The following is a 25,210-nucleotide window of genomic DNA, read 5'->3' on the forward strand; positions in this document are numbered from 1 at the left end:
CTTTTGCCTCCGGCTTCCTTCAGATTCCACCTCACGATGGGACACCCTTACCCTTGGCTAATGGTAGGCGCTCGCCAGCCCCCATTCCGGACTTTCACCGTGTAGATGACGCCCATGCTGGGCGTACAAGGAAAAGGACCGACCCTCGGGTCAGTCCTTTTCGCATTTCCGGATAATCGCGGCAGCCATTTCCGAATAAAGGCTCCCAGTTCGGGTATCCGCTTTGTAAATAGACGGGGAAAAATCCGGCTCTGACAGGTGGTTGTCCGGAATTCCCAGAGGAATCTGCGCCAGCAGCTCGGTATGCAGCGTTTCAGCCAGCCTTGCTCCTCCCCCGCGGCCAAAAATATAATCCCGCTGACCGCAAGCGGAGCACTCATAATAGGACATATTTTCAACGACTCCTAAAACCTCATGGTTTGTCTGCAATGCCATTGCACCCGCTCTTGCAGCTACAAAGGCGGCCGTAGCATGCGGCGTCGTTACAATAATCTCCTTGCTTTGAGGCAGCATCTGGTGGACGTCAAGGGCGATATCCCCGGTTCCGGGCGGAAGATCAAGGAGCAGATAGTCCAGTTCTCCCCACTGGACATCGCCGAGAAATTGCCGGAGCATTCTGCCCAGCATCGGGCCCCGCCAGATGACAGGATTATTTTCGCGGATAAAAAAGCCCATGGACATCACTTTGACGCCGAATCTTTCCACCGGAACAATGGACCCTTCTTCCACTTGCGGCAGTTCTTCGATTCCCATCATATCGGGAATGCTGAAGCCGTATATATCCGCATCGATTAGCCCTACCCTCTTGCCCTGACGGGCGAGCGAAACGGCGAGATTCGCAGTGATTGTCGATTTGCCCACTCCGCCTTTCCCGCTTGCAATGGCGATAAAATGTACACCCGAGGACGGATCCATCAAAGCAGCTTTCTCAAGTCCGACCCCATGGCCTTTAGGGTTGTGTCCTCCACCAGCTTCATCTTTCCGGGCAAGCCCCGCCGTTTCTCGTTCGGCCTCTGAAGCTTCCCGGTGCCGGATGTGAATATCCGCCAGGCCTGCTTGTACCAATCGATCTTTAATTTCCTTGTCGAGCGCCTTCTGTAGCTGTTCGCTGTTATCCAAGGCAACGACGGTCAAGGAAATCCGGTTCTCCTTCACCATCACATCCCTGATCCACTGCATTTCTACCAAACTCCGCTGAAGCGTAGGCTCCGCTATCGGTCTGAGTGCGGCCAAAACCACTTCTTTTGTAATCATGAAAGCACCTCAACTTTGTCATTAAAGATTCGCTGGATTGAATGTGCTTTCAGTATACCACTATCAGGTCTATTGTGCTGGAGGTTTCGCCTTTTCACCTGCTTCATAACGCAGAACCCCTTTATAAATGGCGGCAGCTACCTTGCGCTGGTACGCCTCGTCTCCAAGCATTTTTGATTCTTCTGGATGCGAAAGGAATCCCACCTCAACAAGAACAGACGGGATCTTCATCTCTTTGAGCAAATAAACATAGTCTGCGCCCTTGGCAACCCGATCGGTATTTTCCAGATTGCGGCGCAATTCCTCCTGGACCAAATCCGCAAGAACCCCGCTTTCCGGATGGCTCGGATGATAGAAGCTTTGAGCGCCTTTCCATCTGTTTGAAGGGATGCTGTTCATATGAATGCTCACCAGCAGCTTGGCTTCCTTCTCTTCAATCAGCCTAACCCTTCTCTTCAAATCCTCTGTCTTGCGCTTGCTGAGGCCGCTTGTGCCCGGATCAGCCAGATCCTTGTCCTCCTCACGAGTCATATAGACGATGGCTCCTGCCTGCTGGAGATAGTCGCGCAGGTACAACGCCACGGATAGATTGATGTCTTTTTCAATAATACCGTCCTTACTAGACGCTCCTCCATCCGGTCCGCCATGGCCGGCATCCAAGGCGATCATCTTGCCCGCCAAAGGCAAGCTCCAATAGTTTGAAACCCTCTTCACCGGAACCTCATACACCACAATACCAATAAGCAAGGCAAGAAGAACCGCACCATACACAAGACGCTTGATGTGGCTTAGGGAAATCCACAGTGTGACTGTTTTTCTTTTGTTCATAGAAAAAACCACCTTCGCCCCATATAGATTCTAATCATCTATATGGGACAAGGTGGACAAATATGCCGGTTAACGGGCAACTTGTTCAGACATGCCGTTAATAAGCACTTGGGCTACTTCCGGACGAGTGAATTCAGGAGGCGGGCAAACGCCGTCACGCAGCAAAGCTCTTACCTTTGTACCCGAAAGGGTTAGATGGTGCTCTTTGCCGTGCGGACAAGTTTTGCTGGTAGCCATGTTCCCGCATTTCTGACAGAAGAAGCTGTGTTCAAAGAACAGCGTGGTTATGCCGATCTCTTCAGGCGTGAAATTCCCGAAAATTTCCTGCGCTTCATATGTGCCATAGTAGTCGCCCACTCCGGCGTGGTCGCGACCGACAATAAAATGGGTGCAGCCATAGTTTTTACGAACCAATGCGTGAAAAATAGCTTCTCTCGGGCCGGCGTAACGCATCGCTGCTGGAAATACGCCCAGAAAGGCGCGATTTTCAGGATAGTAGTTCTCCAGCAGAGTCAAATAGCTCTGCATCCGAATATCAGCCGGCACGTCGTCTGACTTGGTTTCCCCTACAAGCGGATTCAGGAACAGCGCATCTACAATTTCCATCGCGCTTTTCTGAATATATTCATGCGCACGGTGAACCGGATTGCGCGTTTGAAAGCCTACAACGGTTCTCCAGCCTTTTTCCTCGAAAATACGCCTTGTTTCTGCCGGATCAAAATAAAACTCTTCAAAACGTTCAGGCTTCGGACGGTTTAGCACGGTAATCGGCCCGCCCACATAAAGGGAAGAACGTTCGGACAGCTTTCTGACACCGGGATGCGCGGGATCATCCGTTTTAAATACCCGGCGCGCCTCCTCCTGCTGATCTACACGATAGATGCTTTCTACAGAAAGCAATCCGTAGATGACGCCGTCGTCTTCGCCAACAAGGGCAGCCTGTCCACCAACAGACAAGGCAGCCGCTTCCTCTTCCTGAACGGACAAAGTGATCGGAATGCTCCACACCGTTCCGTCCGCAAGGCGCATATTCTGTACAACCGAATGGTAATCTTCTTCATTCAAAAAACCAGTCAAAGGCGAAAATGCGCCTACCCCGATCAGGTCCAGGTCGGAGATCGCCCATCTGCTGACAGCGATTTGCGGGAGGCCGTCCGCTGTCTTCAGCAATCTCTCCCGCTCTTCGCCTTCGCTGATACGATGAATTAACGTGCCCCCATGGGGATCTATTGCAGTCATTTTTCTAAGCTGCCTCCTTATTTGTGAAGTCCGCACTCCGTCTTGTCAGAGCCCGACCAGCGGCCTGCACGAGGATCTTCTCCAGGAAGCACGGCACGGGTACATTGCTCACATCCGATGCTTGGATAATTGCGGTCATGAAGCGGGTTGTAATAGATGTTGTTCTCGCGAATATAATTCCATACATCTTCAGATGTCCAGTCTGCAATCGGATTGAATTTAACCAGACCGAATTTGACATCATATTCAATCTTCTTTGCATTGGCCCGGGTCGGAGCTTGATCGCGGCGAATACCTGTAATCCAGGCTTCATATTGACCCAGGATTCGAGTAAGAGGCTCTACCTTTCGGATATTGCAGCATTCGTTCGGACTGCTCTTCCAAAGCTCGGCTCCGTGCTTCTCTGCCTGTTCTTCAGGAGAAAGCAGCGGAGAAACCCGGACAAAATCGATATTGTACTTATCAGCGAGAACATCTCTCGTTTCGTAAGTTTCCTTGAAATGAAAGTCCGTATCCAGATAAAAAATATCCGTCTTCGGACTAATTTTGTGCAGGATATCTACCAACACTACATCTTCCAACCCGAAGCTGCAGGCAAAAGTAATATTCGGAAAAGTTTCCACCGCCCAAGCGATAACTTCTTCTGCAGTGGCCGTTTCCAATTTCACGGCTTGCTCTGCGATCAGTTGTTCCTTCTCCAATAGGTTCATTCATATTTCGCTCCTTTATGAGGCCCTTTTATAACGATAACGAAGTAAAGTGGACAAGTCCTACTAAACAACTAAGAATTATTAATGTTAAAGTAACATCAGGATCGCTTCATGTCAATGGAAGATCCGAAATGGTATTTTATTTTCAATAAGTTTTGACAAAAGATAACAATAGGCTCATAATACTTTTATGGTTAATCGTAATAATTACTATTATGAATTAGGAAAATGAAAATTGATCAAAGAAAAAGGAGTTGCTTATTTCCGTGTCCACCCTTGACAAAATGGTTTCCCCCATCCCCGTCACTGTCCTTACAGGTTTTCTTGGAGCTGGAAAAACAACATTGCTTAACCATATTCTCACTGAAAATCATGGCAGGAAAATTGCCGTTATCGTAAATGAATTCGGTGAGGTTGGCATCGATAACCAGCTTGTGGTAGGCGCCGACGAAGAGATTTTTGAAATGAATAACGGCTGCATATGCTGTACGGTTCGCGGTGATTTGATCCGAATTCTGCAGAGCCTAAAAGAAGCCAAGCTCGGCAATGGGCGAAATGTTGATTTTGACCGCGTTGTGATTGAAACAACCGGTTTGGCTGACCCTGCCCCAGTCGCACAAACCTTTTTCGTGGATGAAGAAATTGCCGATTTTTATAAGCTTGATGCCATTGTTACCGTCGTTGACGCCAAACATGCGGATCAACATCTGGATGATGGGCATGAAGCCCAGGAGCAGGTTGCGTTTGCCGATGTCCTGTTGCTGAACAAAACGGATCTGGTTCCGGAGGAGCAGCTTTCCAAGCTCGAACAGCGCCTTCGCAGCATGAATCCGGCTGCCAAACAATACCGCACCAATCAATCCAGAATAGAGATGGATCAAATTCTCGGCATTGAAGCCTTTGACCTGGTAAAGAAACTGGAAATCGATCCTGGCTTTCTGGAGGAGGCAGATCATGATCACGATGATGAAGTCATGTCGCTTTTCTTTCAGGAAGAACGCCCTCTTGATCTGAACAAAGTGGAACTGTTCCTGAATGAATGGCTTATGGATCATGGAGTGGATACGTTCCGTTACAAAGGCATATTGAACATTAAAGGTGTACGGCAACGGATTGTGTTCCAAGGGATCCACATGCTGTTCAGCTCTTATCCGGACCGTGCATGGAACGCAAGCGAAAAGCGTCTAAGTGAATTCGTTGTCATTGGCCGGAATTTGGACGAGGATTGGTTCCGTGAACGGTTTGCTAGCTGCGTGGCCGACTGATTCGTCGGGAACCCTAAACATAAAAAGCGCCCTTGAAGGTAAGGGCGCTTTTTTGTTCTGCTATTTTTCCAAAATGATGGCTGTCCAGCTTACGAAACGCTAAGAGGCAAAATTAAAGCCCCTGACCAATATAGGCCAAGGGCTGAAATTCCTTGATACACAAGGGATATTAACGTTTCGAGAACTGAGGAGCACGGCGAGCTGCTTTGAGGCCGTATTTCTTACGTTCTTTCATACGTGGGTCACGAGTCAGGAATCCGGCTTTCTTCAAAGCTGGACGGAATTCAGGGTCCGCTTTGAGCAGAGCACGGGAAATACCGTGGCGGATTGCTCCGGCTTGACCGGAAATGCCGCCGCCGTTGGCGATGACGATAACGTCATAGCTGTTCAGCGTTTCTGTCAGGTTCAAAGGTTGCTTAACGATCAGTTTGAGGGTTTCCAAACCGAAATATTCATTGATATCGCGTTTATTGATGACAATGCGTCCTTCACCCGGTACAAGGCGAACACGAGCTACCGAATGTTTACGACGACCTGTCCCATAGTATTGTACTTGTGCCATGAAACTGTCCTCCCTTTTAATTATCCGCGAAGTTCGTAAACTTCAGGTTTTTGTGCTGCATGTGGATGCTCAGTGCCAGCATATGCTTTCAGTCTCAGCTTCATCTTCTCGCCTTGACGTGTCTTAGGAAGCATGCCGAATACAGCAGATTCAATCATACGTTCAGGTTTAGTCTTGAGCAGATCCTGAGCAACCGTCACTTTCAAACCGCCCGGATGGAGGGAGTGACGATAGTATTTCTTGTTTTGCATCTTCTTGCCTGTCAGGGCAACTTTATCAGCATTGATCACAATAACGAAATCCCCTGTATCCACATGAGGAGTAAATTGTGGTTTATGTTTGCCGCGAATCAGCGCAGCTGCTTCACTTGCCAGACGGCCCAAAGTTTTGCCTTCAGCGTCAATGATGTACCAATTGCGCTCAACTTCGTTTGGCTTGGCCATATAGGTGGTACGCATGAAAAGATCCTCCTTCATTCTCATCACAAATCGTCTTTTAGTATACGGTCAAGCTCTGCAGCGAGCTTAAATTCAATATCCGTATATTTATGTTCGTTCGTTGATTATTTATTGGGTTAGGTAAAACATTTCTTACACTTCGAGCGGTTCAAGATTTGGGGGCCGTGGGAAAGCCATCAAGAACACACAACTTACATTTTACAGTATAGCCTATGAATGCGCAAGCCTTTTTGTCTATTTCATCAAAAAGTATTACCGCCAGCCAGCAGGGATGAGTACGCAACAAAAAAGCTGCCCTGGCAAAAGATCCAAAGACAGCTTCGCTAAACCTCCAGAACTTGTTTTAATCAAATAAATCGCCGAATACATCGAGAACGGATTTTTTCTTTTTGTGTTTATAATGATCTTTATTATATCCTTGCTGCGGATACCTTGGGTCATAACCATGCTTCGAGTGCGATTCGTCTTCGGAGTTATGGGGCTTGTGGTAGTCCCTGTCCCTTCGGTCGTACTCATATCCCCGCTCCCGGTTGTCCATCCACTCGTTAAAAGCCGGACGAACCTCACGAATTTCGCTGAGCAGCTTGTCGAGCTCTCCACGATCCAGCCAAACGCCCTTACACTCAGGGCATACATCGATTAGAACGCCATCCTTCTCTACTTCTTTCATACGAACATCATGACAAACCGGACATTTCATGATATGGATGTCCTCCTTAGCTTTTATCTACATGTTACGTATCATATTCGCAGCAAGTTTCATTTATCAGTTGATTTAGCCGAAATTTAGTCGGATGGAGGGGGAAATTCGCCTGAATCATATTCCACTTTCCAAAGCATGAGCCCTTTGCTCTCTGCTGTCGGGCCTGCGGCTTTACGGTCCCTGGCCTCCAATATCGTCTTCATGTCCTCCGGGCGGCGCTTCCCTTCCCCTACTTCCAGCAATGTACCGATAATAATCCGGACCATATGCTGAAGAAAACCGCTGCCAGTCAGATAGACATGTATGATCCCCTGCTCCCTGGTGCCAGAATAAACAGGAGAGGTATCCACCTCAAGCTTCGCTTCATAAATAGTGCGCACATGACTGGCTTTGGTCGAATGCCGGGAAGCGAAAGAGGTGTAATCATGCGTGCCGATCAAATGAGCCAAGCCTTCACGCATCGCGGGAATGTTCAGCTTTCCCGGATGATGAATCTGGTAGTTCCGCCAGAATACATCGGGAATCGGGTTTCCGTTGATGGAATAACGATAGGTTTTTCGTTTGGCGGACCGTCTGGAATGAAAGTCAAGCGCCACTTCCCTTGCTCCGGTTACCCGGATATCGGCGGGAAGACGTCCATTCAGCGCCAGCGGCCAACGCTCTACCGGAATCTTCGAAGAGGTGATAAAGTGAAACGGCTGCTCCCTGGCGTGCACTCCGGCATCCGTTCGCCCGGATCCATGAATCTTGATCGTCTCACGCGTCAGCTGGCGAATCGCCGCCTCCAAATGGTCCTGGACCGTGTTGCCTCCAGGCTGCGTCTGGAAACCGTAGTACCTGGTTCCGTCATAGCAGACGGTCATCAGTAAATTGCGCAAAATGAAGCCCTCCAGATTGTCTTATTGCGAACAGGAAGGATTTTCGTTTATAAAGAAAAACTCTCCGATAGCTGGCCTAACGGCCCAGTCTACAGAGAGTTTAACATTTATTGCAATCGTATTTCCGGGCTCACTTAAGCACGGTCGACCAGTTCCAAGTAAACGATTGGAGCTGCGTCACCACGACGAGGTCCCAGCTTCAAAATACGAGTGTATCCGCCTGGACGCTCATTGTAGCGAGGTGCAATTTCGGAGAAGAGCTTTTGGATCGCATCCTGCTCTCCATCAATGGATTCGCGACGAACGTATGCAGCCACTTGACGGCGTGCATGCAGATCTCCACGCTTAGCTTTAGTGATCAGCTTCTCAGCGATTGAACGAACTTCCTTCGCTTTCGCTTCGGTAGTTTCAATGCGCTCATACAGGAACAGATCCGTTACCAAGTCGCGGAACAAAGCTTTACGCGCGCTCGAATCGCGTCCCAACTTTTGGTATGCCATGTTTTTCCCTCCCTTGTGTACAACTTAAGACGAAAGAATATTACTCTTCTGAACGAAGACCGAGCCCAAGCTCCTGAAGCTTCTCCTGAACTTCTTCCAAAGACTTGCGACCCAGGTTGCGCACCTTCATCATATCTTCTTCAGATTTCGTAGTAAGCTCCTGAACGGTATTAATACCTGCACGTTTCAGACAGTTATAGGACCGTACCGAGAGATCCAGTTCTTCGATCGTCATTTCAAGCACTTTTTCTTTCTTGTCTTCTTCCTTCTCAACCATGATCTCCGCATCTTTGGCTTCATCCGTCAAACCAACGAACAGGTAAAGATGCTCGGTAAGGATCTTCGCTCCGAGGCTTACCGCTTCTTCCGGACGAATACTTCCGTCCGTCCAAACCTCCATGGTGAGTTTGTCGTAGTTCGTCACTTGTCCGACACGCGTGTTCTCGATGACGTAGTTCACACGTGAAATCGGAGTATAGATCGAATCGACGGGAATGACACCGATCGGTTGATCCTCACGTTTATTCTTGTCAGCCTGCACATAGCCGCGTCCGCGGCCGGCGAAGATACGCATGTGAAGTCTGGATCCTGGACCAAGCGTAGCAAGATGCAGGTCCGGATTCAGAATTTCCACATCGCTGTCCGCACGAATATCACCTGCAGTGACAACCCCCTCACCCTCAGCATCGATTTCGAGCACTTTCTCCTCGTCCGAATGAATTTTGAGCGAGAGAGCTTTCAGGTTCAGAATGATTTCCGTAACGTCTTCCTTTACGCCAGGAATCGTCGAGAATTCATGAAGAACACCATCGATTTGAACCGAAGTAACCGCAGCACCTGGCAAAGAGGACAACAGAATCCGCCGAAGCGAGTTTCCGAGAGTCGTGCCGTATCCCCGCTCAAGCGGTTCTACAACGAACTTTCCATAGGTACCGTTATCGTTAACATCTACGGTTTCAATTTTTGGCTTTTCGATTTCTATCACTGCATTACCCTCCTTCGAAGCGTCGCTCCTTATGAAACTCTACCTGCGAGTCAGTTCATGTAGTATGCCTAAACATCCATTGTTTCCAAATCCTGATGCCGTTATACCACACTAAAGGCTGGCTTCTGGTTAGACGCGACGGCGTTTTGGAGGACGGCACCCGTTATGCGGGATTGGCGTAACGTCTTTAATCATGTTAACTTCGAGGCCTGCAGCTTGAAGCGAGCGGATCGCAGCTTCACGGCCGGCGCCAGGACCTTTAACCATAACTTCGACGGTTTTCATGCCATGTTCCATTGCAGCTTTGGCAGCAGATTCAGCAGCCATTTGTGCAGCAAACGGAGTAGATTTCCGGGATCCTTTGAAACCAAGACCGCCTGAGCTTGCCCAGGAAATCGCGTTCCCATGAGGGTCGGTAATCGTAACAATCGTATTATTGAAAGTGGAACGAATGTGTGCCACTCCAGATTCAATATTTTTACGGTCACGGCGTTTTGTACGTACGACTTTTTTTGGTTTAGCCATTGTCTGTTATCCCCCCTTCTTATTTCTTCTTGTTCGCTACAGTACGACGAGGACCCTTGCGAGTACGGGCATTCGTTTTCGTACGTTGTCCACGAACAGGCAGGCCACGACGGTGACGCACACCGCGGTAGCATCCGATTTCGATCAAACGTTTAATATTCAAGGAAATTTCACGACGCAGGTCACCTTCTACCTTAACCGCTTTGTCGATCGTTTCACGTAATTTGCTCACTTCATCTTCCGTCAAATCCCGAACGCGAGTGTCCGGGTTGATGCCTGTTTCTTTCAAAATTTTCTGAGAAGTCGTCTTACCGATTCCGAAAATGTAAGTCAAGGCGATCTCAACGCGCTTATCACGTGGCAAATCCACTCCAGCTATACGTGCCATTTTACGCTACACCCCCTTCTTAATTAACCTTGTTTTTGTTTGTGCTTAGGATTTTCGCAAATTACCATAACATTGCCTTTGCGGCGAATGACTTTGCATTTTTCGCAAATTGGCTTTACAGAAGGTCTTACCTTCATGCTTATTACCTCCTTAAAGTTTCGCAAGTAGTAAAACCGGCACAAAAGCTACGAATAAGTTTTATGGAGTAAAACTGGCTTCAAAGCATTTCGCTCAGCTCTGCTACGCAAAACTTTCTTCGCAAGCCTCTTCAGACTTCATAGAGAGTCCAACTTTTTAATTATACCACAAATCTATTGAAAAGCGGTAATGGAATCTATTTACGGTAAGTGATACGACCTTTGGTCAGATCATAAGGTGATAATTGTACGACCACTTTATCTCCTGTCAGAATACGAATGAAGTGCATCCGCAGCTTACCGGAAACATGGGCAAGGATTTGATGACCGTTCTCAAGCTCTACCTTAAAAGTAGCATTCGGCAACGGTTCAATGACCGTACCTTCGACTTCAATGACATCTTCTTTGGCCAAAGTCAGTCTCCTTTCTCTTCGGTTATAGTATCGGTGAATCGAGTGAACGATATAACTGCATGACGCAATTTCCCGTTCGTTACCCGACCGCTTTCTCTTAAACTGTTTACAACCTCTTCGCTGATCCACGGCAGAAGCTGCAGGTGCTGCAAGTTTTTACGCTTCGCCTGATCGAACTTTCGTTTGTTGCCATCGGCAATGCGGACAAACTTCTCATCCATCCGTTCAACGATAACCCCGTAGATACCAGCGTCTTTTCCCTTCAGCACCCTCACCATTTGACCGATCTGCGCATCTCTATAATCTGTCAAACACTTCACCTACGCATTCAGCTTTGTGAGTATTTCCATACCGTCCTTCGTCACAGCTACCGTATGCTCAAAGTGCGCGCACAGAGATCCGTCAACCGTCACGACAGTCCAATTGTCCTCAAGCGTTCTTACATAACGCTTTCCGGCATTAACCATCGGTTCTATGGCAAGCGCCATGCCTGGCTTCAGCCTTGGTCCGCGATCCGGTACGCCATAATTCGGAATTTGCGGCTCCTCATGCAGCTTAGTTCCTATGCCGTGTCCGACATATTCCCTAACCACCGAAAAACCTGCATCCTCAATATAGCGCTGGATAGCATGAGATATTGTAAACAAGCGAACATCCGGTTTGACAAGCTCGAGGCCTGCGTACAGAGAACCTTCCGTGACTTCGAGAAGTCTCTTAGCTTCATCCGATATCCGCCCGACCGGGTAGGTCCAGGCAGAATCGCCATGGTAACCACGGTACTCTGCGCCGATATCAAGACTGATGATGTCGCCTTCGTTTAATACGCGTTTGCCGGGAAATCCATGCACCAACTCTTCGTTAACCGAAGCACAAATGCTGTAAGGAAAACCGTTATAGTCTTTAAAAGATGGCACAGCGCCTTGGCTGCGAATGTACTTGTCGGCGATTTGATCGAGTTCTCCCGTCGTAATACCCGGCTCGATCGCTTGTGCCAAGATTCGGTGCGATTCCGCAACGATCCGCCCTGCTTCTCTCATAAAGCCTAGTTCCGTTTCGGATTTACAAATGATCATTACACCTAACCTCGCAGTAAAGATACGATTTCTTTCGAGACCGTATCAATTTCCTTTTCGCCGTCAACCTCGCGAAGCAATCCCTTTTCTTCGTAGAACTTGAGGAGTGGTGCTGTCTTGTTGATATATTCGTCCAGCCGCGTACCTACGCTCTCTTCATTATCATCCGAACGTTGGTACAGCTCGCCGCCGCATTTATCACATACACCTTCCTGCTTGGGAGGATTAAAGAGCACATGATAAGTGGCTCCACAAGATTTGCAAATGCGGCGTCCCGTAAGACGCGCAAGCAGCTTGTCGCGATCCACCTTCAGGTTAATGACATGATCCATTTTACGGCCTTGCTCATGAAGCAGATCTTCCAGCGCTTCCGCTTGCGAAAGGGTTCTTGGAAAACCGTCCAATAAAAAACCTTTTTCGCAATCGGACTGCTGCAGACGTTCACGGACAATACCGACGGTCACATCATCAGGTACCAGCAAGCCTTGATCGATATATTCCTTGGCTTTAAGCCCAACAGGCGTTCCTTGTTTAATCGCCAGACGAAATGCATCGCCTGTCGAAATATGAGGAATGCCGAATGCACCGACAATGGCTTCTGCCTGTGTTCCTTTTCCTGCTCCAGGAGGCCCCATGAGTAAGATGTTCATGCTTTATCGCTCCCTCTTTTGACTAACACCGCTGCATGAAACAGCACGATAGGTGCCAGGCGAGATCGTGCTTAATGAACTCGCGCCTGGAACCTATCGCCTATTTTTTAATAAAACCTTTGTAATGCCGTTTGATCAATTGGCTCTCGATCTGCTTCATCGTATCCAGCGCTACACCGACGACGATGAGCAGCGAAGTACCCCCGATTTGCACCGACTGCGGCAGCTTAGCCAACGCTCCGAATACTACCGGAAGGATGGAGACCACGGCAAGGAACACCGCACCGGTCATTGTCAAACGAGACATAACCCGTATCAGGTACTTCTCCGTTGTTTTACCAGGACGAATCCCAGGAATGTAACCGCCATTCTTCTTCATCTGATCCGCCATTTGGGTCGGATTCATCTGAACGAAGGTGTAGAAGAAGGTAAAGCCGATGATCATGATGACGTACAGTACAATACCAAGCGGATCGCTGAGTCTCAAATTAGTGGTAATCCACTTCGCCCAACCGTGTGTTGACCAGAAGTTCGCGATAATGACCGGGAACTGCAGCAGCGATGAAGCGAAGATTACCGGGATAACACCAGCCGCATTGATCTTCAGCGGAATGTGGGTGTTCTGTCCGCCATACATTTTGTTGCCAACAACACGTTTAGCGTACTGTACAGGAATTTTCCGGATGGCCTGCTGTATATATACAACGCCTATTACAATCAGAACACAGATGATCAGAATGATCACTGACTTCATGGTATTGTAGAAGACTTGGCCTTCTTTAATGAAATCGGAAGTTGCTATCGATTGAATGTGTTGAGGGATTGCCGCGACGATCCCGGCAAAGATAATGAGCGAAATCCCGTTGCCGATTCCCTTCTCGGTAATTTGCTCACCGAGCCACATCAGGAACGCTGTACCGGCTGTCAATACGATTGCGATGAGCAGATAGTCCACAAACGTTGCATTCGGAACCATCTCGGTACCATACAGGCGGTTAAACCCGATGGCCATCGCAAAGGATTGGATCAAGCCGAGCACGATCGTAGCATAGCGAGTCAATTGAGTCGATTTCTTCTTCCCTTGTTCACCTTGTTTAGCCCATTCTGCCAACTTCGGAATGACATCCATCGACAGGAGCTGTACGATGATGGATGCAGTAATATATGGCAAGATCCCCACAGCGAAAATCGAGAAGTTCTTAAGAGCGCCACCCGAGAATGTGCTCAAAAGCCCAAACAGCTCGCTGCCGGGGTTATCTACGGAGTTAAATACTTCTTTATTAACTCCCGGTACCGGTACGAAAGTACCGATCCGGTAAATAATAAAGATGAACAGCGTAAATAGGATCCGGTTACGGAGTTCCGTCACATGCCATATATTCTTAACCGTCTTAAACATTAGATCACCTCGGTTTTACCGCCGGCAGCCTCGATTTTCTCTACCGCAGATTGAGAGAACTTGTTCGCCTTAACAGTCAATTTGACAGTGATTTCGCCATTGCCCAGGATTTTGATTCCGCTCTTTGCGTCCTTCACAATCCCTTGTGCAATAAGCAGCTCAGGAGTAACTTCCGTATCCGCAGCAAAGCTGTTCAGAGTATCCAGGTTCACAATCGCATACTCTTTGCGAGTAGGATTGACGAAACCGCGTTTTGGCAAGCGACGATACAGAGGGTTTTGGCCGCCTTCGAAGCCTGGACGAACACCACCACCGGAGCGGGCGTTCTGACCTTTGTGACCACGGGAAGACGTCTTACCCATACCGCTACTTGTACCGCGACCTACACGTTTGCGCTCTTTACGGGAACCAGGAGCTGGAGAAAGTTCATGTAACTTCATCGTTCGTTGCACCTCCTTATTAAATGTCAGTAATTCCTTGAAGCCTAGTCTTGAATTTCTTCTACTTTAACCAAGTGATTCACCTGGTTGATCATGCCGCGAACCGCAGCATTATCGTTGTGAGTCACGGATTGGTTGATTTTACGAAGACCCAAAGTCTTAACCGTAGTGCGTTGGTTCTCCGGACGGCCGATCAAACTCCGTACGAGGGTAATTTGAAGTTTTGCCACTTGGATTCCCTCCTTAACCGAGAAGTTCTTCGACGGTTTTACCGCGTAATTTCGCCACATCTTCAGCGCGTTTCAGACGGGACAAGCCCTCCAAAGTCGCGTTGACCATGTTGATGGAATTCGAAGAACCTAAAGATTTTGTCAAAATGTCGCCTACACCGGCAAGCTCAAGCACTGCACGAACCGGCCCGCCAGCGATAACCCCGGTACCTTCCGATGCCGGCTTTAACAGTACGCGACCTGCTCCGAAGTGACCTGTAACAAGGTGAGGAATGGTAGTACCAACGAGTGGCACATGAACCAAGTTCTTCTTCGCATCCTCAATGCCTTTACGGATCGCGTCCGGAACTTCGCCCGCTTTACCAATACCAGCGCCTACCCAGCCTTTGCCGTCGCCGACAACAACCAGTGCGCTGAAGCTGAAACGACGTCCGCCTTTAACTACTTTAGCTACGCGGTTAATATTTACAACTCTTTCAGTCAGTTCTAAAGTGTTCGGATCTACACGCAAGTCGTTAACCTCCTTTTGAGTAATGTCTTAGAATTCAAGGCCTGCTTCGCGAGCTGCGTCAGCCAGCGCTTGAATACGTCCATGGTACAAGTATCCTCCGCGGTCGAATACCACGTTCTTGAAACCTTTATCTTGAGCACGCTTAGCCAGCAAAGCTCCTACTTTACGAGCGGAATCAACGTTGCCGCCGTTACCGATCTCTTTAGCCAGTTCTTTATCCACAGTCGATGCGGAAGCAAGCGTTACGCCGGCTACGTCATCGATCAATTGTGCATAGATGTGTTTCTCGGAACGATAAACGTTCAGTCTTGGACGCTCACCAGTTCCTTCAACTTTCTTCCGCACACGCAGATGTCTTTTCAGACGCGCTTTGTTCTTATCACCTTTTGTGATCATGAGTTCCCTTTCACTCCCTTCGGATTACCATACAAGCATACTGACATTAAAAAGCCAGAGGGGGTTACGGTAAAGAAGCTTATTTCTTCTTACCGGCTTTACCCTCTTTGCGGATAATGCGTTCGCCTTCATACTTAATCCCTTTGCCCTTGTAAGGCTCAGGTTCACGTACGGAGCGGATTTTGGCAGCGTATGCGCCTACGCGCTCTTTATCGATACCTTTAACGATAATTTTCGTGTTAGAAGGTACTTCGAACTCGATGCCTGCTTCAGGCGTAATTTCAACCGGATGGGAATATCCTACGTTAAGCACGATTTTATCGCCGGATTTGCTTGCGCGGTATCCGACCCCAACCAGCTCAAGAGATTTCGAGAAACCTTCGGTTACACCGCTCACCATGTTGTTCACAACACTGCGTGTTGTGCCATGCAGGGAACGATGCAATTTATTGTCAGAAGGACGTTCGATGTGGATCGCGTTCTCTTCGATCGTTACCTTCATGTCTTTATGAAGCTCACGGGAAAGGGTACCTTTAGGACCTTTAACCGTAATGACAGTGTTATCGAGTGTGATATTCACACCACTTGGTACTGTTATTGGTTTGCGACCAATACGGGACATTTGCTGCACCTCCTTGTTTTGTGACGTTAATTACCAAACGTAGCAGACAACTTCGCCGCCGGCTTTGGACTGGCGAGCCTCTTTATCGGTCATAACTCCCTTGGAAGTAGAGATAATCGCGATTCCCAAACCGCCGAGTACACGCGGAACTTCATTGCTCTTTGTGTAAACGCGAAGGCCTGGTTTACTGATTCTCTTGAGTCCAGTGATAACGCGCTCGTTGTTAGGGCCGTATTTCAGGAAAATACGGATAAGCCCTTGTTTGTTGTCTTCGATATATTCCGCATCACGAATAAAACCTTCACGCTTCAAAATTTCAGCGATTTGTTTTTTAATCGTCGAAGCAGGCAGTTCCACGGTTTCGTGACGCACAGTGTTGGCGTTGCGAATACGTGTAAGCATATCTGCAATAGGATCTGACATAGTCATTCGTGTAAACCTCCTTCCCGTTGTTGATTGTTTACCAGCTTGCTTTTTTCACGCCAGGAATCTGGCCTTTATAAGCTAATTCGCGGAAACAAATTCTGCAAATTTTGTATTTTTGCAATACTGAATGTGGACGACCGCAACGTTCGCAACGTGTATATGCTCTTACTTTGAACTTAGGCGCACGTTGTTGTTTTACTTTCATCGAAGTTTTTGCCACTTTAGCCTGACACCTCCCAATTGGTTTCGGCGATTCTAATTTTCTTACTTAGCGAAAGGCATTCCGAGTGATGCGAGCAGTTCGCGGGACTCTTCGTCCGTCTTCGCTGTAGTTACAATAACAATATCCATACCGCGCACTTTATCAACTTTATCGTACTCGATCTCAGGGAAGATCAATTGTTCCTTAAGGCCGAGCGTGTAGTTGCCGCGTCCGTCAAACGCTTTGGTCGACACGCCGTGGAAGTCACGAACGCGAGGAAGCGTTACGTTGAACAGTTTGTCAAGGAAGTAGTACATGCGCTCGCCGCGAAGCGTTACCTTCACACCGATCGGCATGTTCTCACGAAGCTTAAATCCAGCGATGGATTTCTTCGCTCTGGTGATAACCGGTTTTTGACCGGAGATCAGCTGCAGATCATTAACGGCTGCATCAAGCACCTTCGAGTTGGAAACGGCGTCGCCTACACCCATGTTAATAACGACTTTCTCGATTTTTGGCACTTGCATTACAGATGTATAGTTAAACTTTTGAATCAAAGCAGGTGTTACTTCCTTCAGGAATCGTTCTTTAAGTCTTGCTGCCATGAATCATGGACCTCCTTTCTTACACAGGTGGATTAATCGATCACTTCACCGGATCGTTTAGCTACACGCACTTTTTTACCGTTGTCCAATACTTTGTAACCGATACGGGTTACTTTTCCGCTCTTAGGATCAACGTGCATAACGTTAGATACGTGAATTGGAGCTTCTTTCTCAATAATTCCGCCTTGCGGGTTCAGTTGGTTAGGCTTCTGGTGCTTCTTCACCAGGTTCACACCTTCTACCAGCACGCGGTTCTCACGAGGATAAGCAGCGATGACACGGCCTTTTTTGCCTTTGTCCTTACCGCTGATGACGATTACCGTGTCGTCTTTCTTCACGTGAAGTTTATTATTGTGAGACTCCAGAATCTTTTTCAGTCTAGGCATCTTTTACACCTCCAGTTTATCGGGGTCCCCGAAAAGCGCTTGGAATACGTCAAAGCCATACTCCACTTTTTGGGTTGTTCTTTAGATAACTTCCGGAGCCAAGGAAACGATTTTCATGAAATCCTTGTCACGAAGTTCGCGGGCAACCGGTCCGAAAATACGTGTACCGCGTGGGCTCTTGTCTTCTTTAACAACAACCGCTGCATTTTCGTCAAATGCGATATAGGATCCGTCTTTACGACGAACGGAACGTTTTGTACGAACAACAACCGCCTTAACTACGTCGCCTTTTTTGACAACGCCGCCTGGTGTTGCTTGTTTTACAGAACAAACGATCAGATCACCAATTTGCGCCGTGCGACGACCAGTACCGCCCAATACACGGATACACATCAATTCCTTCGCGCCGGAGTTGTCGGCTACCGCCAAACGTGTAAATGGTTGAATCATTGAAATTTCCTCCTTTCAGCCTAAGCTACCGTACGATCAGATAATAACCGCTTCTTCGACAATCTCAGCAAGTCTCCAGCGTTTGTCTTTGGACAAAGGACGAGTTTCAACGATTTTAACGGTGTCACCGATTTTCGCCGAATTGTTCTCATCATGCGCCTTAAACTTTTTCGTATATTTAATACGCTTGTGGTACAAATCATGCTTCTTGTAAGTTTCTACAGCTACTACGATGGTTTTATCCATTTTGTCGCTGACCACTTTACCAATTTGTACTCTACGGGCATTGCGTTCGCTCATGGTTGGCCTCCTTCCTGAATTCGAGCGCTGCTGACAGCAGCCTTGCTTTCATTAACTGGAAATCCCAAGTTCTCTTTCACGTATTACGGTTTTAGCACGAGCTATTTCTCTGCGCACGTCACGGATCCGAGTCGGGTTATCAAGCTGACCTGTAGCCAATTGAAAACGGAGATTAAAGAGTTCCTCTTTAAATCCGGCAATTTTTTGTTCGATCTCAGCAGTGGTTAAGTTGCGAAGTTCATTAGCTTTCATTTGCTTCACCACCCAATTCTTCACGTTTCACAAACTTTGTTTTGATCGGCAGTTTGTGGGCGGCAAGACGCATCGCTTCGCGAGCGATTTCCTCCGATACACCGGCAAGTTCAAACAGGATCTTGCCCGGTTTTACAACTGCGACCCATTTCTCTACGTTACCTTTACCGCTACCCATCCGGACCTCAAGAGGCTTTTGGGTAATCGGCTTGTCAGGGAAAATTTTAATCCATACTTTACCGCCACGCTTGATGTAACGAGTCATCGCGATACGCGCTGCTTCGATTTGACGGTTCGTGATCCATGTAGGTTCAACAGCTTGCAGGCCGTATTCGCCGAAGTTCAGCTCGGTGCCGCCTTTAGCTTGACCTCTAAGACTACCGCGTTGTTGTTTGCGGTGTTTTACACGTTTTGGTACCAACATGATTAGTTGCCTCCTTCCTGAGCAGCTTGTTTCTTAGCCGTAGGAAGAACCTCTCCACGATAAATCCATACTTTTACGCCGATACGGCCATAGGTTGTATGTGCTTCAGCCGTTCCGTAGTCGATGTCGGCACGAAGCGTATGAAGTGGAACAGTTCCTTCACTGTAGCCTTCCGTACGAGCAATTTCAGCACCGCCAAGACGACCGCTGACTGCTGTTTTGATCCCTTTTGCACCGGAACGCATCGTTCTTTGAATCGCTTGTTTCAGAGCGCGACGGAAAGAAACGCGGCGTTCCAATTGTTGTGCAATGCTTTCTGCGACAAGAATCGCATCAAGATCGGGAGTTTTGATTTCAGAGATATTAATGTGAACTTTTTTGCCGCCTGCAATCTTCGTGATCTCATTGCGAAGGTTTTCGACTTCGGATCCACCTTTACCAATAACCATACCTGGCTTAGCAGTGTGGATCGTGACGTTCACACGATTAGCCGCTCTCTCGATTTCAATGCGAGATACAGCGGATTCTTTCAATTTATTTTTCAGGTACTCACGGATTTTAACGTCTTCCAGAAGAAGCTCACCGAAATCCTTACCTGCATACCATTTAGATTCCCAATCACGGATAATACCTACCCGCAATCCGACTGGATTTACCTTTTGGCCCACACGTTTTCCCTCCTTATTTTTCAGATACCACCAATGTAATGTGGCTGGTGCGTTTGTTGATACGGCTTGCACGACCCATTGCCCGAGGGCGGAAACGTTTCATGGTTGGGCCCTGATTTACGTATGCCTGAGTGATAACCAATTTATTAACATCCATAGAGTAATTGTGCTCTGCATTCGCGATAGCCGAATTCAACAGCTTTTCCACAACCGGGGATGCTGCCTTCGGAGTATGGCGGAGAATTGCGATAGCTTCACCGACTTGCTTGCCGCGGATCAAATCAACGACCAGTTGAGCCTTGCGCGGAGCGATGCGGATCGACTTAGCATGTGCTTTTGCTTCCAATTTCGTAACCTCCTCTCAAAAGAAGAACTTGAATTAACGTCTTGTTTTCTTGTCGTCGTCCGTATGTCCTTTGTACGTACGAGTTGGCGCGAACTCGCCCAATTTGTGTCCGACCATATCTTCCGTTACGTATACCGGAACATGCTTGCGGCCGTCATAGACGCCGAAAGTGTGGCCGATAAATTGCGGGAAAATCGTGGAGCGGCGGGACCAAGTTTTAATAACCGCCTTCTTGCCGGTTCCGTTCATTTCTTCCACTTTCTTGAGCAGGTAACCATCGATAAACGGTCCCTTTTTCAAACTGCGACTCATAGGTTAAATCCTCCCTTCGAAACAACTTCGGATGATGCTAGGCAATTGCCCACCGGGAAGTTATGCGTAAGAACGCATTACTTCGTACGGCGGCGAACAATATATTTATCAGAAGCTTTTCCTTTTTTACGCGTTTTGTAACCAAGGGTTGGTTTGCCCCAAGGAGACAATGGAGATTTACGGCCGATCGGAGCGCGACCTTCACCACCACCGTGAGGGTGATCGTTAGGGTTCATGACGACACCGCGCACTTCCGGACGTTGTCCGAGCCAGCGGCTGCGTCCAGCTTTACCGATCTTCACGAGCTCGTGGTCTTCGTTGCCTACAGAACCGATTGTAGCACGGCATACTTTGAGAAGTTTGCGAACTTCGCCGGAAGACAAACGAACGGTTACGTACTTGTCTTCTTTACCAAGCAGCTGGGCTTCAGTACCAGCGGCGCGAACCAATTGTCCGCCTTTGCCCGGTTGCAGCTCGATGTTGTGGATAACGGTACCTACCGGAATGTTTTCCAGAGGAAGCGCGTTACCGATTTTGATATCGGATCCTGGTCCGGATACCACTTCGTCGCCTACTTTCAAACCTTTAGGCGCGATGATGTAGCGTTTCTCTCCGTCCACATAGTGGATCAGAGCGATATTGGAAGTACGGTTCGGGTCGTATTCAATCGTAGCAACGCGACCTGGAATGCCGTCCTTGTTCCGTTTAAAGTCGATAATCCGGTATTTACGTTTGTGTCCGCCGCCATGGTGACGAACCGTAATTTTACCTTGGTTGTTGCGGCCAGCAGTTTTGCTGAGCGGCGCAAGCAAAGATTTCTCCGGTACATTCGTTGTGATTTCCTCGAACGTAGAGACGGACATAGCACGTCTTGCCGGGGATGTCGGTTTATACTTTTTGATTGGCACTGTGTTTCCCTCCTAACTTTAAAGAATGGTTATACCGATTCAAAGAACTCCAGCGGTTTGCTGTCAGCCGTCAGCGTAACGAACGCCTTCTTCCATTCCGAAGTATAACCGGAATAGCGTCCATACCGTTTAGGCTTCGCAGGAACGCGCAAAGTGTTCACATTCTTGACTTTGACGCCAAAGATCGCTTCTACGGCCTGTTTGATTTCGGTTTTGTTGGAACGAATGTCGACTTCAAATACATATTTCAAGTCGCCCATGTATTCAGCCGTACGTTCCGTAATCACCGGACGTTTGATAATATCACGAGGATCTTTCATTACGCGAGCACCTCCTCTACCTTCTGAACTGCTTCTTTCGTAATGATCAGCTTGTCGTACGTAAGCACATCAAGAACATTAATGCCGTCAGCCGCTACAAACTTAACTCCCGGGATGTTGCGTGCGGAAAGCGCCACGTTGTCGTCATAGCCAGGGGCTACAACCAAAGCTTTGCGATCCACTTTCAGATTGTTAAGAATAGCTGCGAATTCCTTCGTCTTCGGCGCATTAAGGGTCAAGGCATCAAGTACGATAATTTCGTTCTCGATCACTTTCGAAGAAAGCGCGGATTTGATAGCCAGACGACGAACCTTTTTAGGCAGTTTATATGCATAGCTGCGCGGAGTCGGACCGAAGACCACACCGCCGCCAACCCATTGAGGGGCACGAATGGAACCTTGACGAGCACGGCCGGTACCTTTTTGTTTCCAAGGCTTGCGTCCGCCGCCGCGTACTTCCGAACGTCCTTTTACTTTGTGTGTGCCAAAGCGAAGGGAAGCGCGCTGCATAACCACTGCATCATGAAGAACATGCTCGTTCGGTTCGATACCGAAAACCGCGTCGTTCAATTCAACTTCGCCCACTTGGCTGCCACTAACATTATAAAGTGCTACTTTTGGCATTTTTTGTTCCTCCTTTCTTCAGTCGATTATTTCTTCACCGTTGCTTGAATTTTAACAAAAGCGTTCTTAGGACCTGGAATGGATCCTTTCACGAGCAGGACGTTGCGTTCAGCGTCTACTTTAACAACTTCAAGGTTTTGAATCGTAACCGTTTCGCTGCCCAGATGACCTGGAAGGCGTTTGCCTTTCGGCACGCGGTTCGCCTGGATGGAACCCATGGAACCCGGTCTGCGATGATAGCGGGAGCCGTGCGCCATTGGTCCGCGGCTTTGTCCCCAACGTTTGATAACACCTGCGAAACCCTTACCTTTCGAAATACCCGTTACGTCAACGAATTCGCCTTCAGCAAAAAGATCAGCTTTAACCTCTTGGCCAACTTCATATCCTGCCAAATCAACACCGCGAATTTCACGAACGTAGCGCTTAGGCGTAGCACCTGCCTTCTTGGCATGTCCTACTTCCGGTTTATTGGCGCTTTTCTCTTTCTTATCAGAGAAACCAAGCTGCACTGCTTCGTAACCGTCGTTCTCAACGTCTTTCTTCTGGAGAACAACGTTCGGTCCTGCTTCGATAACCGTCACAGGCACCACGTTGCCTTCAGCGGTAAACAACTGGGTCATCCCAAGCTTTCTACCTAAGATACCTTTCATGTTGACACCTCATTCCCTTTACTAGTAACTTGCATTTAAAATTACAATTTGATTTCGATATCCACACCCGACGGCAGATCCAAGCGCATTAAGGCATCCACAGTTTGTGGAGTCGGATTGACAATGTCGATCAGACGCTTGTGTGTACGCTGTTCGAATTGCTCCCGGGAATCCTTGTACTTGTGTACCGCGCGGAGAATTGTAATAACTTGTTTTTCAGTTGGAAGCGGAATCGGACCGGATACACCAGCACCGGAACGTTTTGCAGTTTCAACGATTTTCTCTGCGGATTGATCAAGAATTCTGTGGTCGTATGCTTTCAAGCGAATACGAATTTTTTGCTTTGCCATTTTAGTCCCTCCTTCTATCGCCCAATTTGGTATCGGACATACTCCGTGAAAATTTTCTGACTGCGGCTCCATGGCAAAGGGGCCGGGTGTGTCAGTAACCTCTCACATCATCGCAACGTCACAAACAACATTCACTATTATATAGAATAGATGGGCATAATGCAAGCGAAAAATAAGCATAATAAAAACACCGCGGTTATTTCCTAAATCGCGGTGTTTTAACTTGCTTAAATGCCTACCCTTGAAACCCTTCGGGCCAGTGAATCTGTATTCCTTCCGACTGGATCAGCGATTGAAAATCCGCCAGATGCTCCTTGCTTTCCCGGATCTCCCGCGGCAGAATTCCGTGGTTTATCGCGTAGGCTGCCAGGTAACCTGCCGCCTCCCCGATGTTCCATTCCGTAGGGTGCAATCGGTAGCAGCCGTTTGTAATCTGGGTCGTTCCAATATTTTTGCAGGCGGGAAGCAGGTTCTTAACCCGGATCGGGAGCAGAGCGCCGAGCGGAATTTCATAAGGATAGTTCGGAATATAAAAGCTGCGGCGGGACTGGGTTGTGGCATGAAGGTCGAGCGGGTAGCTTCCTACGCCAACGCTGTCATCATATGTCCGGATTCCCAAACTGCCGCGGATTTCCTTGCTGACATCCTGTTCCGCTATCGTATAGATCGCTTTGATTCTTCTTGACTCGCGGATGTATGGATGCTTGGCCAGGCCGTCTTCCGTGCCTAGAACATCCTTTCTAAGCCTAAGTCCCGGATATCCCTTGCCTCCGTCCGGCCTTGGCGTTTCGGTTTGAAGCCAGTAGAGCAGCGACAGGCTCAGCTGTCTTGCGCCCTCCAGGTGCTTCTGACGCTCTTCTTCGGAAACGCCATAGATCATTCCCAAATTATAATCATTCTGGGCCCAGTTGATTAAAGATATTTCACTTGGATAGAGCCCCTCCTCAAACAGGGATGGATCGATGATCCGGCGGTAGGTCCACAAAGACATCAGTCCCCGTTCATCGGGAAACAGGCAAAATTCCTTGAGATTATCCATACTGTCCGCGTCGCTCGCAAACCAGCTGAACAACGGGACCTTGGTATTTTCAGGAACATGCTGCATCCAGAAATCGTAATCCCTTGGTTTGTCTATTGTAAAATTCCCGTCCGGCACATAATCAAGAGCAAAGACATGGGTAATGGATTGAACGTCCATCGGCCTTGCTTCCTCCAGTGCATGCGGTTCTCCTGTATCCGATTTGGCTTCGGCTCCGGTAACATGCTCTACACCTGCAAGGGGCAAAACATCGCCGCATTCCGTAGCATCGAGAAAATATTTTCCCACGAGCACCCACTCTTTATCCTGCCTGATATGCTTCACCGTTACGTTCCTGACCCAATCCCCATCCGTTTCGGCGCTGACCGGACGGACTTCATATAATATAGTGATTCTGCCGCTATTGACGTAAGGAGCCAGCATATCCTCTATTACGCGCAACGCCACTCTGGGCTCGTGGCACAGCCGGCTTACCCAGCCGTTGCCCGGATTAAAGAGCGGATCGTTTGCCGCCTGCTCGGTCAGCGGATAGTTCGTCCGGTAATACGCCCTTACCCGTTCCCTGAACTCCCGGTAGGTTGCCGTGCAGCCGAAGCTTTCAATCCATTTGTGCTCATCAGGCGGAACCGCCTGGCTAGTCAATTGTCCGCCCAGCCAGTCCGTTTCCTCCGTCAGAGTGACGGAGCACCCTGTTTTGGCAGCGGCCAGCGCTGCCATGCAGCCTCCAAGTCCTCCTCCGACGACAATGATATCTGTATCTATTTGCGAACTTACCATTTACTT

At 48.4% G+C, this 25,210-nt stretch carries 41 protein-coding genes; 1 reads left to right on the forward strand and 40 read right to left on the reverse strand.

From position 1 onward, the window contains the following. Positions 1-150 precede the first annotated feature (150 nt). The 4 genes from K7397_RS14940 to K7397_RS14955 all read right to left on the reverse strand — a co-directional run bounded on the left by K7397_RS14940 (position 151) and on the right by K7397_RS14955 (position 4,031). Entirely contained in the window at positions 151-1,254 is a 1,104-nt protein-coding gene (locus K7397_RS14940; protein WP_223068745.1) for an Mrp/NBP35 family ATP-binding protein, read from the reverse strand. A 69-nt stretch (positions 1,255-1,323) separates the two neighbouring features. Beyond that, a complete protein-coding gene (cwlD, locus tag K7397_RS14945) occupies positions 1,324-2,082 on the reverse strand; it encodes an N-acetylmuramoyl-L-alanine amidase CwlD (RefSeq protein ID WP_223068746.1) in 759 nt (252 codons plus the stop codon). Positions 2,083-2,151: 69 nt separating this feature from the next. Beyond that, the gene (sat, locus tag K7397_RS14950; protein ID WP_223068747.1) at positions 2,152-3,321 is read right to left on the reverse strand and encodes a sulfate adenylyltransferase; all 1,170 of its coding nucleotides are present in this window, start codon (positions 3,319-3,321) and stop codon (positions 2,152-2,154) included. Between the two features lie 17 nt (positions 3,322-3,338). After that, entirely contained in the window at positions 3,339-4,031 is a 693-nt protein-coding gene (locus tag K7397_RS14955) for a phosphoadenylyl-sulfate reductase (protein ID WP_223068748.1), read from the reverse strand. Positions 4,032-4,315: 284 nt separating this feature from the next. On the opposite strand from K7397_RS14955, the gene K7397_RS14960 reads away from it, so the two are divergent. Continuing rightward, a complete protein-coding gene (locus tag K7397_RS14960; protein ID WP_223068815.1) occupies positions 4,316-5,296 on the forward strand; it encodes a CobW family GTP-binding protein in 981 nt (326 codons plus the stop codon). Between the two features lie 169 nt (positions 5,297-5,465). Here K7397_RS14960 and rpsI read toward each other — a convergent pair whose 3' ends face one another. The 36 genes from rpsI to K7397_RS15140 all read right to left on the reverse strand — a co-directional run bounded on the left by rpsI (position 5,466) and on the right by K7397_RS15140 (position 25,204). After that, positions 5,466-5,858 (reverse strand): 30S ribosomal protein S9, encoded by a 393-nt coding sequence (gene rpsI / locus K7397_RS14965; protein WP_068698182.1) that lies wholly within the window; start codon positions 5,856-5,858, stop codon positions 5,466-5,468. Between the two features lie 20 nt (positions 5,859-5,878). Next, positions 5,879-6,316 carry a 50S ribosomal protein L13 gene (gene rplM, locus K7397_RS14970; RefSeq protein WP_223068749.1) on the reverse strand — a complete coding sequence of 146 codons (438 nt, stop codon included), beginning with the start codon at positions 6,314-6,316 and terminating at the stop codon, positions 5,879-5,881. A 343-nt stretch (positions 6,317-6,659) separates the two neighbouring features. Continuing rightward, positions 6,660-7,016 carry a TFIIB-type zinc ribbon-containing protein gene (locus K7397_RS14975; protein WP_223068750.1) on the reverse strand — a complete coding sequence of 119 codons (357 nt, stop codon included), beginning with the start codon at positions 7,014-7,016 and terminating at the stop codon, positions 6,660-6,662. Positions 7,017-7,102: 86 nt separating this feature from the next. Next, the gene (truA, locus tag K7397_RS14980) at positions 7,103-7,897 is read right to left on the reverse strand and encodes a tRNA pseudouridine(38-40) synthase TruA (RefSeq protein ID WP_223068751.1); all 795 of its coding nucleotides are present in this window, start codon (positions 7,895-7,897) and stop codon (positions 7,103-7,105) included. 134 nt (positions 7,898-8,031) lie between these two features. Then, positions 8,032-8,397 carry a 50S ribosomal protein L17 gene (gene rplQ, locus K7397_RS14985; RefSeq protein ID WP_223068752.1) on the reverse strand — a complete coding sequence of 122 codons (366 nt, stop codon included), beginning with the start codon at positions 8,395-8,397 and terminating at the stop codon, positions 8,032-8,034. A 40-nt stretch (positions 8,398-8,437) separates the two neighbouring features. Continuing rightward, entirely contained in the window at positions 8,438-9,382 is a 945-nt protein-coding gene (locus K7397_RS14990; RefSeq protein WP_223068753.1) for a DNA-directed RNA polymerase subunit alpha, read from the reverse strand. Positions 9,383-9,511: 129 nt separating this feature from the next. Further along, positions 9,512-9,907 carry a 30S ribosomal protein S11 gene (gene rpsK / locus K7397_RS14995; RefSeq protein ID WP_009226663.1) on the reverse strand — a complete coding sequence of 132 codons (396 nt, stop codon included), beginning with the start codon at positions 9,905-9,907 and terminating at the stop codon, positions 9,512-9,514. Between the two features lie 19 nt (positions 9,908-9,926). After that, positions 9,927-10,295, reverse strand: a complete 369-nt coding sequence (gene rpsM / locus K7397_RS15000) for a 30S ribosomal protein S13 (protein WP_223068754.1) — start codon at positions 10,293-10,295, stop codon at positions 9,927-9,929. A 23-nt stretch (positions 10,296-10,318) separates the two neighbouring features. Continuing rightward, positions 10,319-10,432 carry a 50S ribosomal protein L36 gene (rpmJ, locus tag K7397_RS15005; RefSeq protein WP_003333770.1) on the reverse strand — a complete coding sequence of 38 codons (114 nt, stop codon included), beginning with the start codon at positions 10,430-10,432 and terminating at the stop codon, positions 10,319-10,321. A 197-nt stretch (positions 10,433-10,629) separates the two neighbouring features. Further along, complete coding sequence (infA, locus tag K7397_RS15010; RefSeq protein WP_006212898.1) at positions 10,630-10,845, reverse strand: translation initiation factor IF-1; 216 nt, start codon at positions 10,843-10,845, stop codon at positions 10,630-10,632. Positions 10,846-10,847: 2 nt separating this feature from the next. Then, positions 10,848-11,156, reverse strand: a complete 309-nt coding sequence (locus tag K7397_RS15015; RefSeq protein WP_420488789.1) for a KOW motif-containing protein — start codon at positions 11,154-11,156, stop codon at positions 10,848-10,850. A gap of 9 nt (positions 11,157-11,165) precedes the next feature. After that, positions 11,166-11,918, reverse strand: coding sequence for a type I methionyl aminopeptidase (gene map, locus K7397_RS15020; RefSeq protein ID WP_223068755.1), 753 nt, complete (start codon positions 11,916-11,918; stop codon positions 11,166-11,168). A 5-nt stretch (positions 11,919-11,923) separates the two neighbouring features. Beyond that, complete coding sequence (locus K7397_RS15025; protein WP_223068756.1) at positions 11,924-12,568, reverse strand: adenylate kinase; 645 nt, start codon at positions 12,566-12,568, stop codon at positions 11,924-11,926. 100 nt (positions 12,569-12,668) lie between these two features. Next, the gene (gene secY, locus K7397_RS15030) at positions 12,669-13,967 is read right to left on the reverse strand and encodes a preprotein translocase subunit SecY (RefSeq protein WP_223068757.1); all 1,299 of its coding nucleotides are present in this window, start codon (positions 13,965-13,967) and stop codon (positions 12,669-12,671) included. Further along, complete coding sequence (rplO, locus tag K7397_RS15035) at positions 13,967-14,407, reverse strand: 50S ribosomal protein L15 (RefSeq protein ID WP_223068758.1); 441 nt, start codon at positions 14,405-14,407, stop codon at positions 13,967-13,969. Before rplO ends, secY begins: the two co-directional genes overlap by 1 nt. A 44-nt stretch (positions 14,408-14,451) precedes the next feature. Further along, a complete protein-coding gene (gene rpmD, locus K7397_RS15040) occupies positions 14,452-14,637 on the reverse strand; it encodes a 50S ribosomal protein L30 (protein ID WP_223068759.1) in 186 nt (61 codons plus the stop codon). A 13-nt stretch (positions 14,638-14,650) separates the two neighbouring features. Continuing rightward, the gene (gene rpsE, locus K7397_RS15045) at positions 14,651-15,148 is read right to left on the reverse strand and encodes a 30S ribosomal protein S5 (RefSeq protein ID WP_044482508.1); all 498 of its coding nucleotides are present in this window, start codon (positions 15,146-15,148) and stop codon (positions 14,651-14,653) included. Positions 15,149-15,175: 27 nt separating this feature from the next. Then, positions 15,176-15,544, reverse strand: a complete 369-nt coding sequence (gene rplR / locus K7397_RS15050; RefSeq protein WP_223068760.1) for a 50S ribosomal protein L18 — start codon at positions 15,542-15,544, stop codon at positions 15,176-15,178. Between the two features lie 79 nt (positions 15,545-15,623). Next, positions 15,624-16,166, reverse strand: coding sequence for a 50S ribosomal protein L6 (rplF, locus tag K7397_RS15055; protein ID WP_223068761.1), 543 nt, complete (start codon positions 16,164-16,166; stop codon positions 15,624-15,626). 30 nt (positions 16,167-16,196) lie between these two features. Further along, positions 16,197-16,595, reverse strand: coding sequence for a 30S ribosomal protein S8 (gene rpsH, locus K7397_RS15060; protein WP_223068762.1), 399 nt, complete (start codon positions 16,593-16,595; stop codon positions 16,197-16,199). 31 nt (positions 16,596-16,626) lie between these two features. After that, a complete protein-coding gene (locus K7397_RS15065; RefSeq protein WP_085279072.1) occupies positions 16,627-16,812 on the reverse strand; it encodes a type Z 30S ribosomal protein S14 in 186 nt (61 codons plus the stop codon). 44 nt (positions 16,813-16,856) lie between these two features. After that, positions 16,857-17,399 carry a 50S ribosomal protein L5 gene (gene rplE / locus K7397_RS15070; RefSeq protein WP_223068763.1) on the reverse strand — a complete coding sequence of 181 codons (543 nt, stop codon included), beginning with the start codon at positions 17,397-17,399 and terminating at the stop codon, positions 16,857-16,859. A 32-nt stretch (positions 17,400-17,431) separates the two neighbouring features. Next, positions 17,432-17,785, reverse strand: a complete 354-nt coding sequence (gene rplX, locus K7397_RS15075) for a 50S ribosomal protein L24 (protein ID WP_223068764.1) — start codon at positions 17,783-17,785, stop codon at positions 17,432-17,434. 81 nt (positions 17,786-17,866) lie between these two features. After that, positions 17,867-18,235 carry a 50S ribosomal protein L14 gene (gene rplN, locus K7397_RS15080; protein ID WP_068698221.1) on the reverse strand — a complete coding sequence of 123 codons (369 nt, stop codon included), beginning with the start codon at positions 18,233-18,235 and terminating at the stop codon, positions 17,867-17,869. A 36-nt stretch (positions 18,236-18,271) separates the two neighbouring features. Beyond that, complete coding sequence (rpsQ, locus tag K7397_RS15085; protein WP_223068765.1) at positions 18,272-18,535, reverse strand: 30S ribosomal protein S17; 264 nt, start codon at positions 18,533-18,535, stop codon at positions 18,272-18,274. A gap of 51 nt (positions 18,536-18,586) precedes the next feature. Then, positions 18,587-18,787 (reverse strand): 50S ribosomal protein L29, encoded by a 201-nt coding sequence (gene rpmC, locus K7397_RS15090; RefSeq protein ID WP_223068766.1) that lies wholly within the window; start codon positions 18,785-18,787, stop codon positions 18,587-18,589. Next, entirely contained in the window at positions 18,777-19,211 is a 435-nt protein-coding gene (gene rplP / locus K7397_RS15095) for a 50S ribosomal protein L16 (RefSeq protein WP_223068767.1), read from the reverse strand. The genes rpmC and rplP overlap by 11 nt, the downstream gene beginning before the upstream one ends. Positions 19,212-19,213: 2 nt before the next feature. Further along, positions 19,214-19,879, reverse strand: a complete 666-nt coding sequence (gene rpsC / locus K7397_RS15100; RefSeq protein WP_223068768.1) for a 30S ribosomal protein S3 — start codon at positions 19,877-19,879, stop codon at positions 19,214-19,216. A 13-nt stretch (positions 19,880-19,892) separates the two neighbouring features. Then, positions 19,893-20,225: a 50S ribosomal protein L22 gene (rplV, locus tag K7397_RS15105; RefSeq protein WP_223068769.1), complete on the reverse strand. Its 333-nt coding sequence runs from the start codon at positions 20,223-20,225 to the stop codon at positions 19,893-19,895. A gap of 33 nt (positions 20,226-20,258) precedes the next feature. Then, positions 20,259-20,537: a 30S ribosomal protein S19 gene (gene rpsS, locus K7397_RS15110; RefSeq protein ID WP_223068770.1), complete on the reverse strand. Its 279-nt coding sequence runs from the start codon at positions 20,535-20,537 to the stop codon at positions 20,259-20,261. A 77-nt stretch (positions 20,538-20,614) separates the two neighbouring features. Next, positions 20,615-21,445, reverse strand: coding sequence for a 50S ribosomal protein L2 (gene rplB, locus K7397_RS15115; RefSeq protein WP_223068771.1), 831 nt, complete (start codon positions 21,443-21,445; stop codon positions 20,615-20,617). Positions 21,446-21,474: 29 nt separating this feature from the next. Next, positions 21,475-21,765 (reverse strand): 50S ribosomal protein L23, encoded by a 291-nt coding sequence (gene rplW / locus K7397_RS15120; RefSeq protein ID WP_223068772.1) that lies wholly within the window; start codon positions 21,763-21,765, stop codon positions 21,475-21,477. Further along, the gene (rplD, locus tag K7397_RS15125) at positions 21,765-22,388 is read right to left on the reverse strand and encodes a 50S ribosomal protein L4 (protein ID WP_223068773.1); all 624 of its coding nucleotides are present in this window, start codon (positions 22,386-22,388) and stop codon (positions 21,765-21,767) included. Before rplD ends, rplW begins: the two co-directional genes overlap by 1 nt. A 26-nt stretch (positions 22,389-22,414) precedes the next feature. Continuing rightward, a complete protein-coding gene (gene rplC, locus K7397_RS15130) occupies positions 22,415-23,038 on the reverse strand; it encodes a 50S ribosomal protein L3 (RefSeq protein ID WP_223068774.1) in 624 nt (207 codons plus the stop codon). A 41-nt stretch (positions 23,039-23,079) separates the two neighbouring features. Continuing rightward, the gene (gene rpsJ, locus K7397_RS15135; protein ID WP_009226637.1) at positions 23,080-23,388 is read right to left on the reverse strand and encodes a 30S ribosomal protein S10; all 309 of its coding nucleotides are present in this window, start codon (positions 23,386-23,388) and stop codon (positions 23,080-23,082) included. Positions 23,389-23,623: 235 nt separating this feature from the next. Beyond that, complete coding sequence (locus tag K7397_RS15140; RefSeq protein ID WP_223068775.1) at positions 23,624-25,204, reverse strand: FAD-dependent oxidoreductase; 1,581 nt, start codon at positions 25,202-25,204, stop codon at positions 23,624-23,626. Positions 25,205-25,210 lie beyond the last annotated feature (6 nt).

This window comes from Paenibacillus caui (genome assembly GCF_019904135.1).
In the GTDB taxonomy this organism is placed as follows: Bacteria; Bacillota; Bacilli; order Paenibacillales; family Paenibacillaceae; genus Fontibacillus; species Fontibacillus caui.

Coding starts and splice junctions, on each gene's coding strand:
- rplO (WP_223068758.1), bottom strand. CDS start 14,407: ATGAAGTTACATGAACTTTCTCCAGCTCCTGGTTCCCGTAAAGAGCGC.
- rplN (WP_068698221.1), bottom strand. CDS start 18,235: ATGATTCAACCATTTACACGTTTGGCGGTAGCCGACAACTCCGGCGCG.
- K7397_RS14955 (WP_223068748.1), bottom strand. CDS start 4,031: ATGAACCTATTGGAGAAGGAACAACTGATCGCAGAGCAAGCCGTGAAA.
- K7397_RS15025 (WP_223068756.1), bottom strand. CDS start 12,568: ATGAACATCTTACTCATGGGGCCTCCTGGAGCAGGAAAAGGAACACAG.
- rplP (WP_223068767.1), bottom strand. CDS start 19,211: ATGTTGGTACCAAAACGTGTAAAACACCGCAAACAACAACGCGGTAGT.
- rpsI (WP_068698182.1), bottom strand. CDS start 5,858: ATGGCACAAGTACAATACTATGGGACAGGTCGTCGTAAACATTCGGTA.
- rplX (WP_223068764.1), bottom strand. CDS start 17,785: ATGCCTAGACTGAAAAAGATTCTGGAGTCTCACAATAATAAACTTCAC.
- map (WP_223068755.1), bottom strand. CDS start 11,918: ATGATCATTTGTAAATCCGAAACGGAACTAGGCTTTATGAGAGAAGCA.
- K7397_RS14975 (WP_223068750.1), bottom strand. CDS start 7,016: ATGAAATGTCCGGTTTGTCATGATGTTCGTATGAAAGAAGTAGAGAAG.
- rpsS (WP_223068770.1), bottom strand. CDS start 20,537: ATGAGTCGCAGTTTGAAAAAGGGACCGTTTATCGATGGTTACCTGCTC.
- cwlD (WP_223068746.1), bottom strand. CDS start 2,082: ATGAACAAAAGAAAAACAGTCACACTGTGGATTTCCCTAAGCCACATC.
- rplM (WP_223068749.1), bottom strand. CDS start 6,316: ATGCGTACCACCTATATGGCCAAGCCAAACGAAGTTGAGCGCAATTGG.
- rplW (WP_223068772.1), bottom strand. CDS start 21,765: ATGAAAGATCCTCGTGATATTATCAAACGTCCGGTGATTACGGAACGT.
- rpmJ (WP_003333770.1), bottom strand. CDS start 10,432: ATGAAGGTAAGACCTTCTGTAAAGCCAATTTGCGAAAAATGCAAAGTC.
- rpsQ (WP_223068765.1), bottom strand. CDS start 18,535: ATGAGCGAACGCAATGCCCGTAGAGTACAAATTGGTAAAGTGGTCAGC.
- K7397_RS15140 (WP_223068775.1), bottom strand. CDS start 25,204: ATGGTAAGTTCGCAAATAGATACAGATATCATTGTCGTCGGAGGAGGA.
- secY (WP_223068757.1), bottom strand. CDS start 13,967: ATGTTTAAGACGGTTAAGAATATATGGCATGTGACGGAACTCCGTAAC.
- sat (WP_223068747.1), bottom strand. CDS start 3,321: ATGACTGCAATAGATCCCCATGGGGGCACGTTAATTCATCGTATCAGC.
- rplD (WP_223068773.1), bottom strand. CDS start 22,388: ATGCCAAAAGTAGCACTTTATAATGTTAGTGGCAGCCAAGTGGGCGAA.
- rpsK (WP_009226663.1), bottom strand. CDS start 9,907: ATGGCTAAACCAAAAAAAGTCGTACGTACAAAACGCCGTGACCGTAAA.
- rplR (WP_223068760.1), bottom strand. CDS start 15,544: ATGATCACAAAAGGTGATAAGAACAAAGCGCGTCTGAAAAGACATCTG.
- rpsM (WP_223068754.1), bottom strand. CDS start 10,295: ATGGCACGTATAGCTGGAGTGGATTTGCCACGTGATAAGCGCGTTGAG.
- rpmC (WP_223068766.1), bottom strand. CDS start 18,787: ATGAAAGCTAATGAACTTCGCAACTTAACCACTGCTGAGATCGAACAA.
- rplE (WP_223068763.1), bottom strand. CDS start 17,399: ATGGCAGCAAGACTTAAAGAACGATTCCTGAAGGAAGTAACACCTGCT.
- K7397_RS14960 (WP_223068815.1), top strand. CDS start 4,316: ATGGTTTCCCCCATCCCCGTCACTGTCCTTACAGGTTTTCTTGGAGCT.
- rplQ (WP_223068752.1), bottom strand. CDS start 8,397: ATGGCATACCAAAAGTTGGGACGCGATTCGAGCGCGCGTAAAGCTTTG.
- rpsH (WP_223068762.1), bottom strand. CDS start 16,595: ATGACTATGTCAGATCCTATTGCAGATATGCTTACACGTATTCGCAAC.
- rplC (WP_223068774.1), bottom strand. CDS start 23,038: ATGAAAGGTATCTTAGGTAGAAAGCTTGGGATGACCCAGTTGTTTACC.
- K7397_RS14940 (WP_223068745.1), bottom strand. CDS start 1,254: ATGATTACAAAAGAAGTGGTTTTGGCCGCACTCAGACCGATAGCGGAG.
- rplF (WP_223068761.1), bottom strand. CDS start 16,166: ATGTCCCGTATTGGTCGCAAACCAATAACAGTACCAAGTGGTGTGAAT.
- rpsJ (WP_009226637.1), bottom strand. CDS start 23,388: ATGGCAAAGCAAAAAATTCGTATTCGCTTGAAAGCATACGACCACAGA.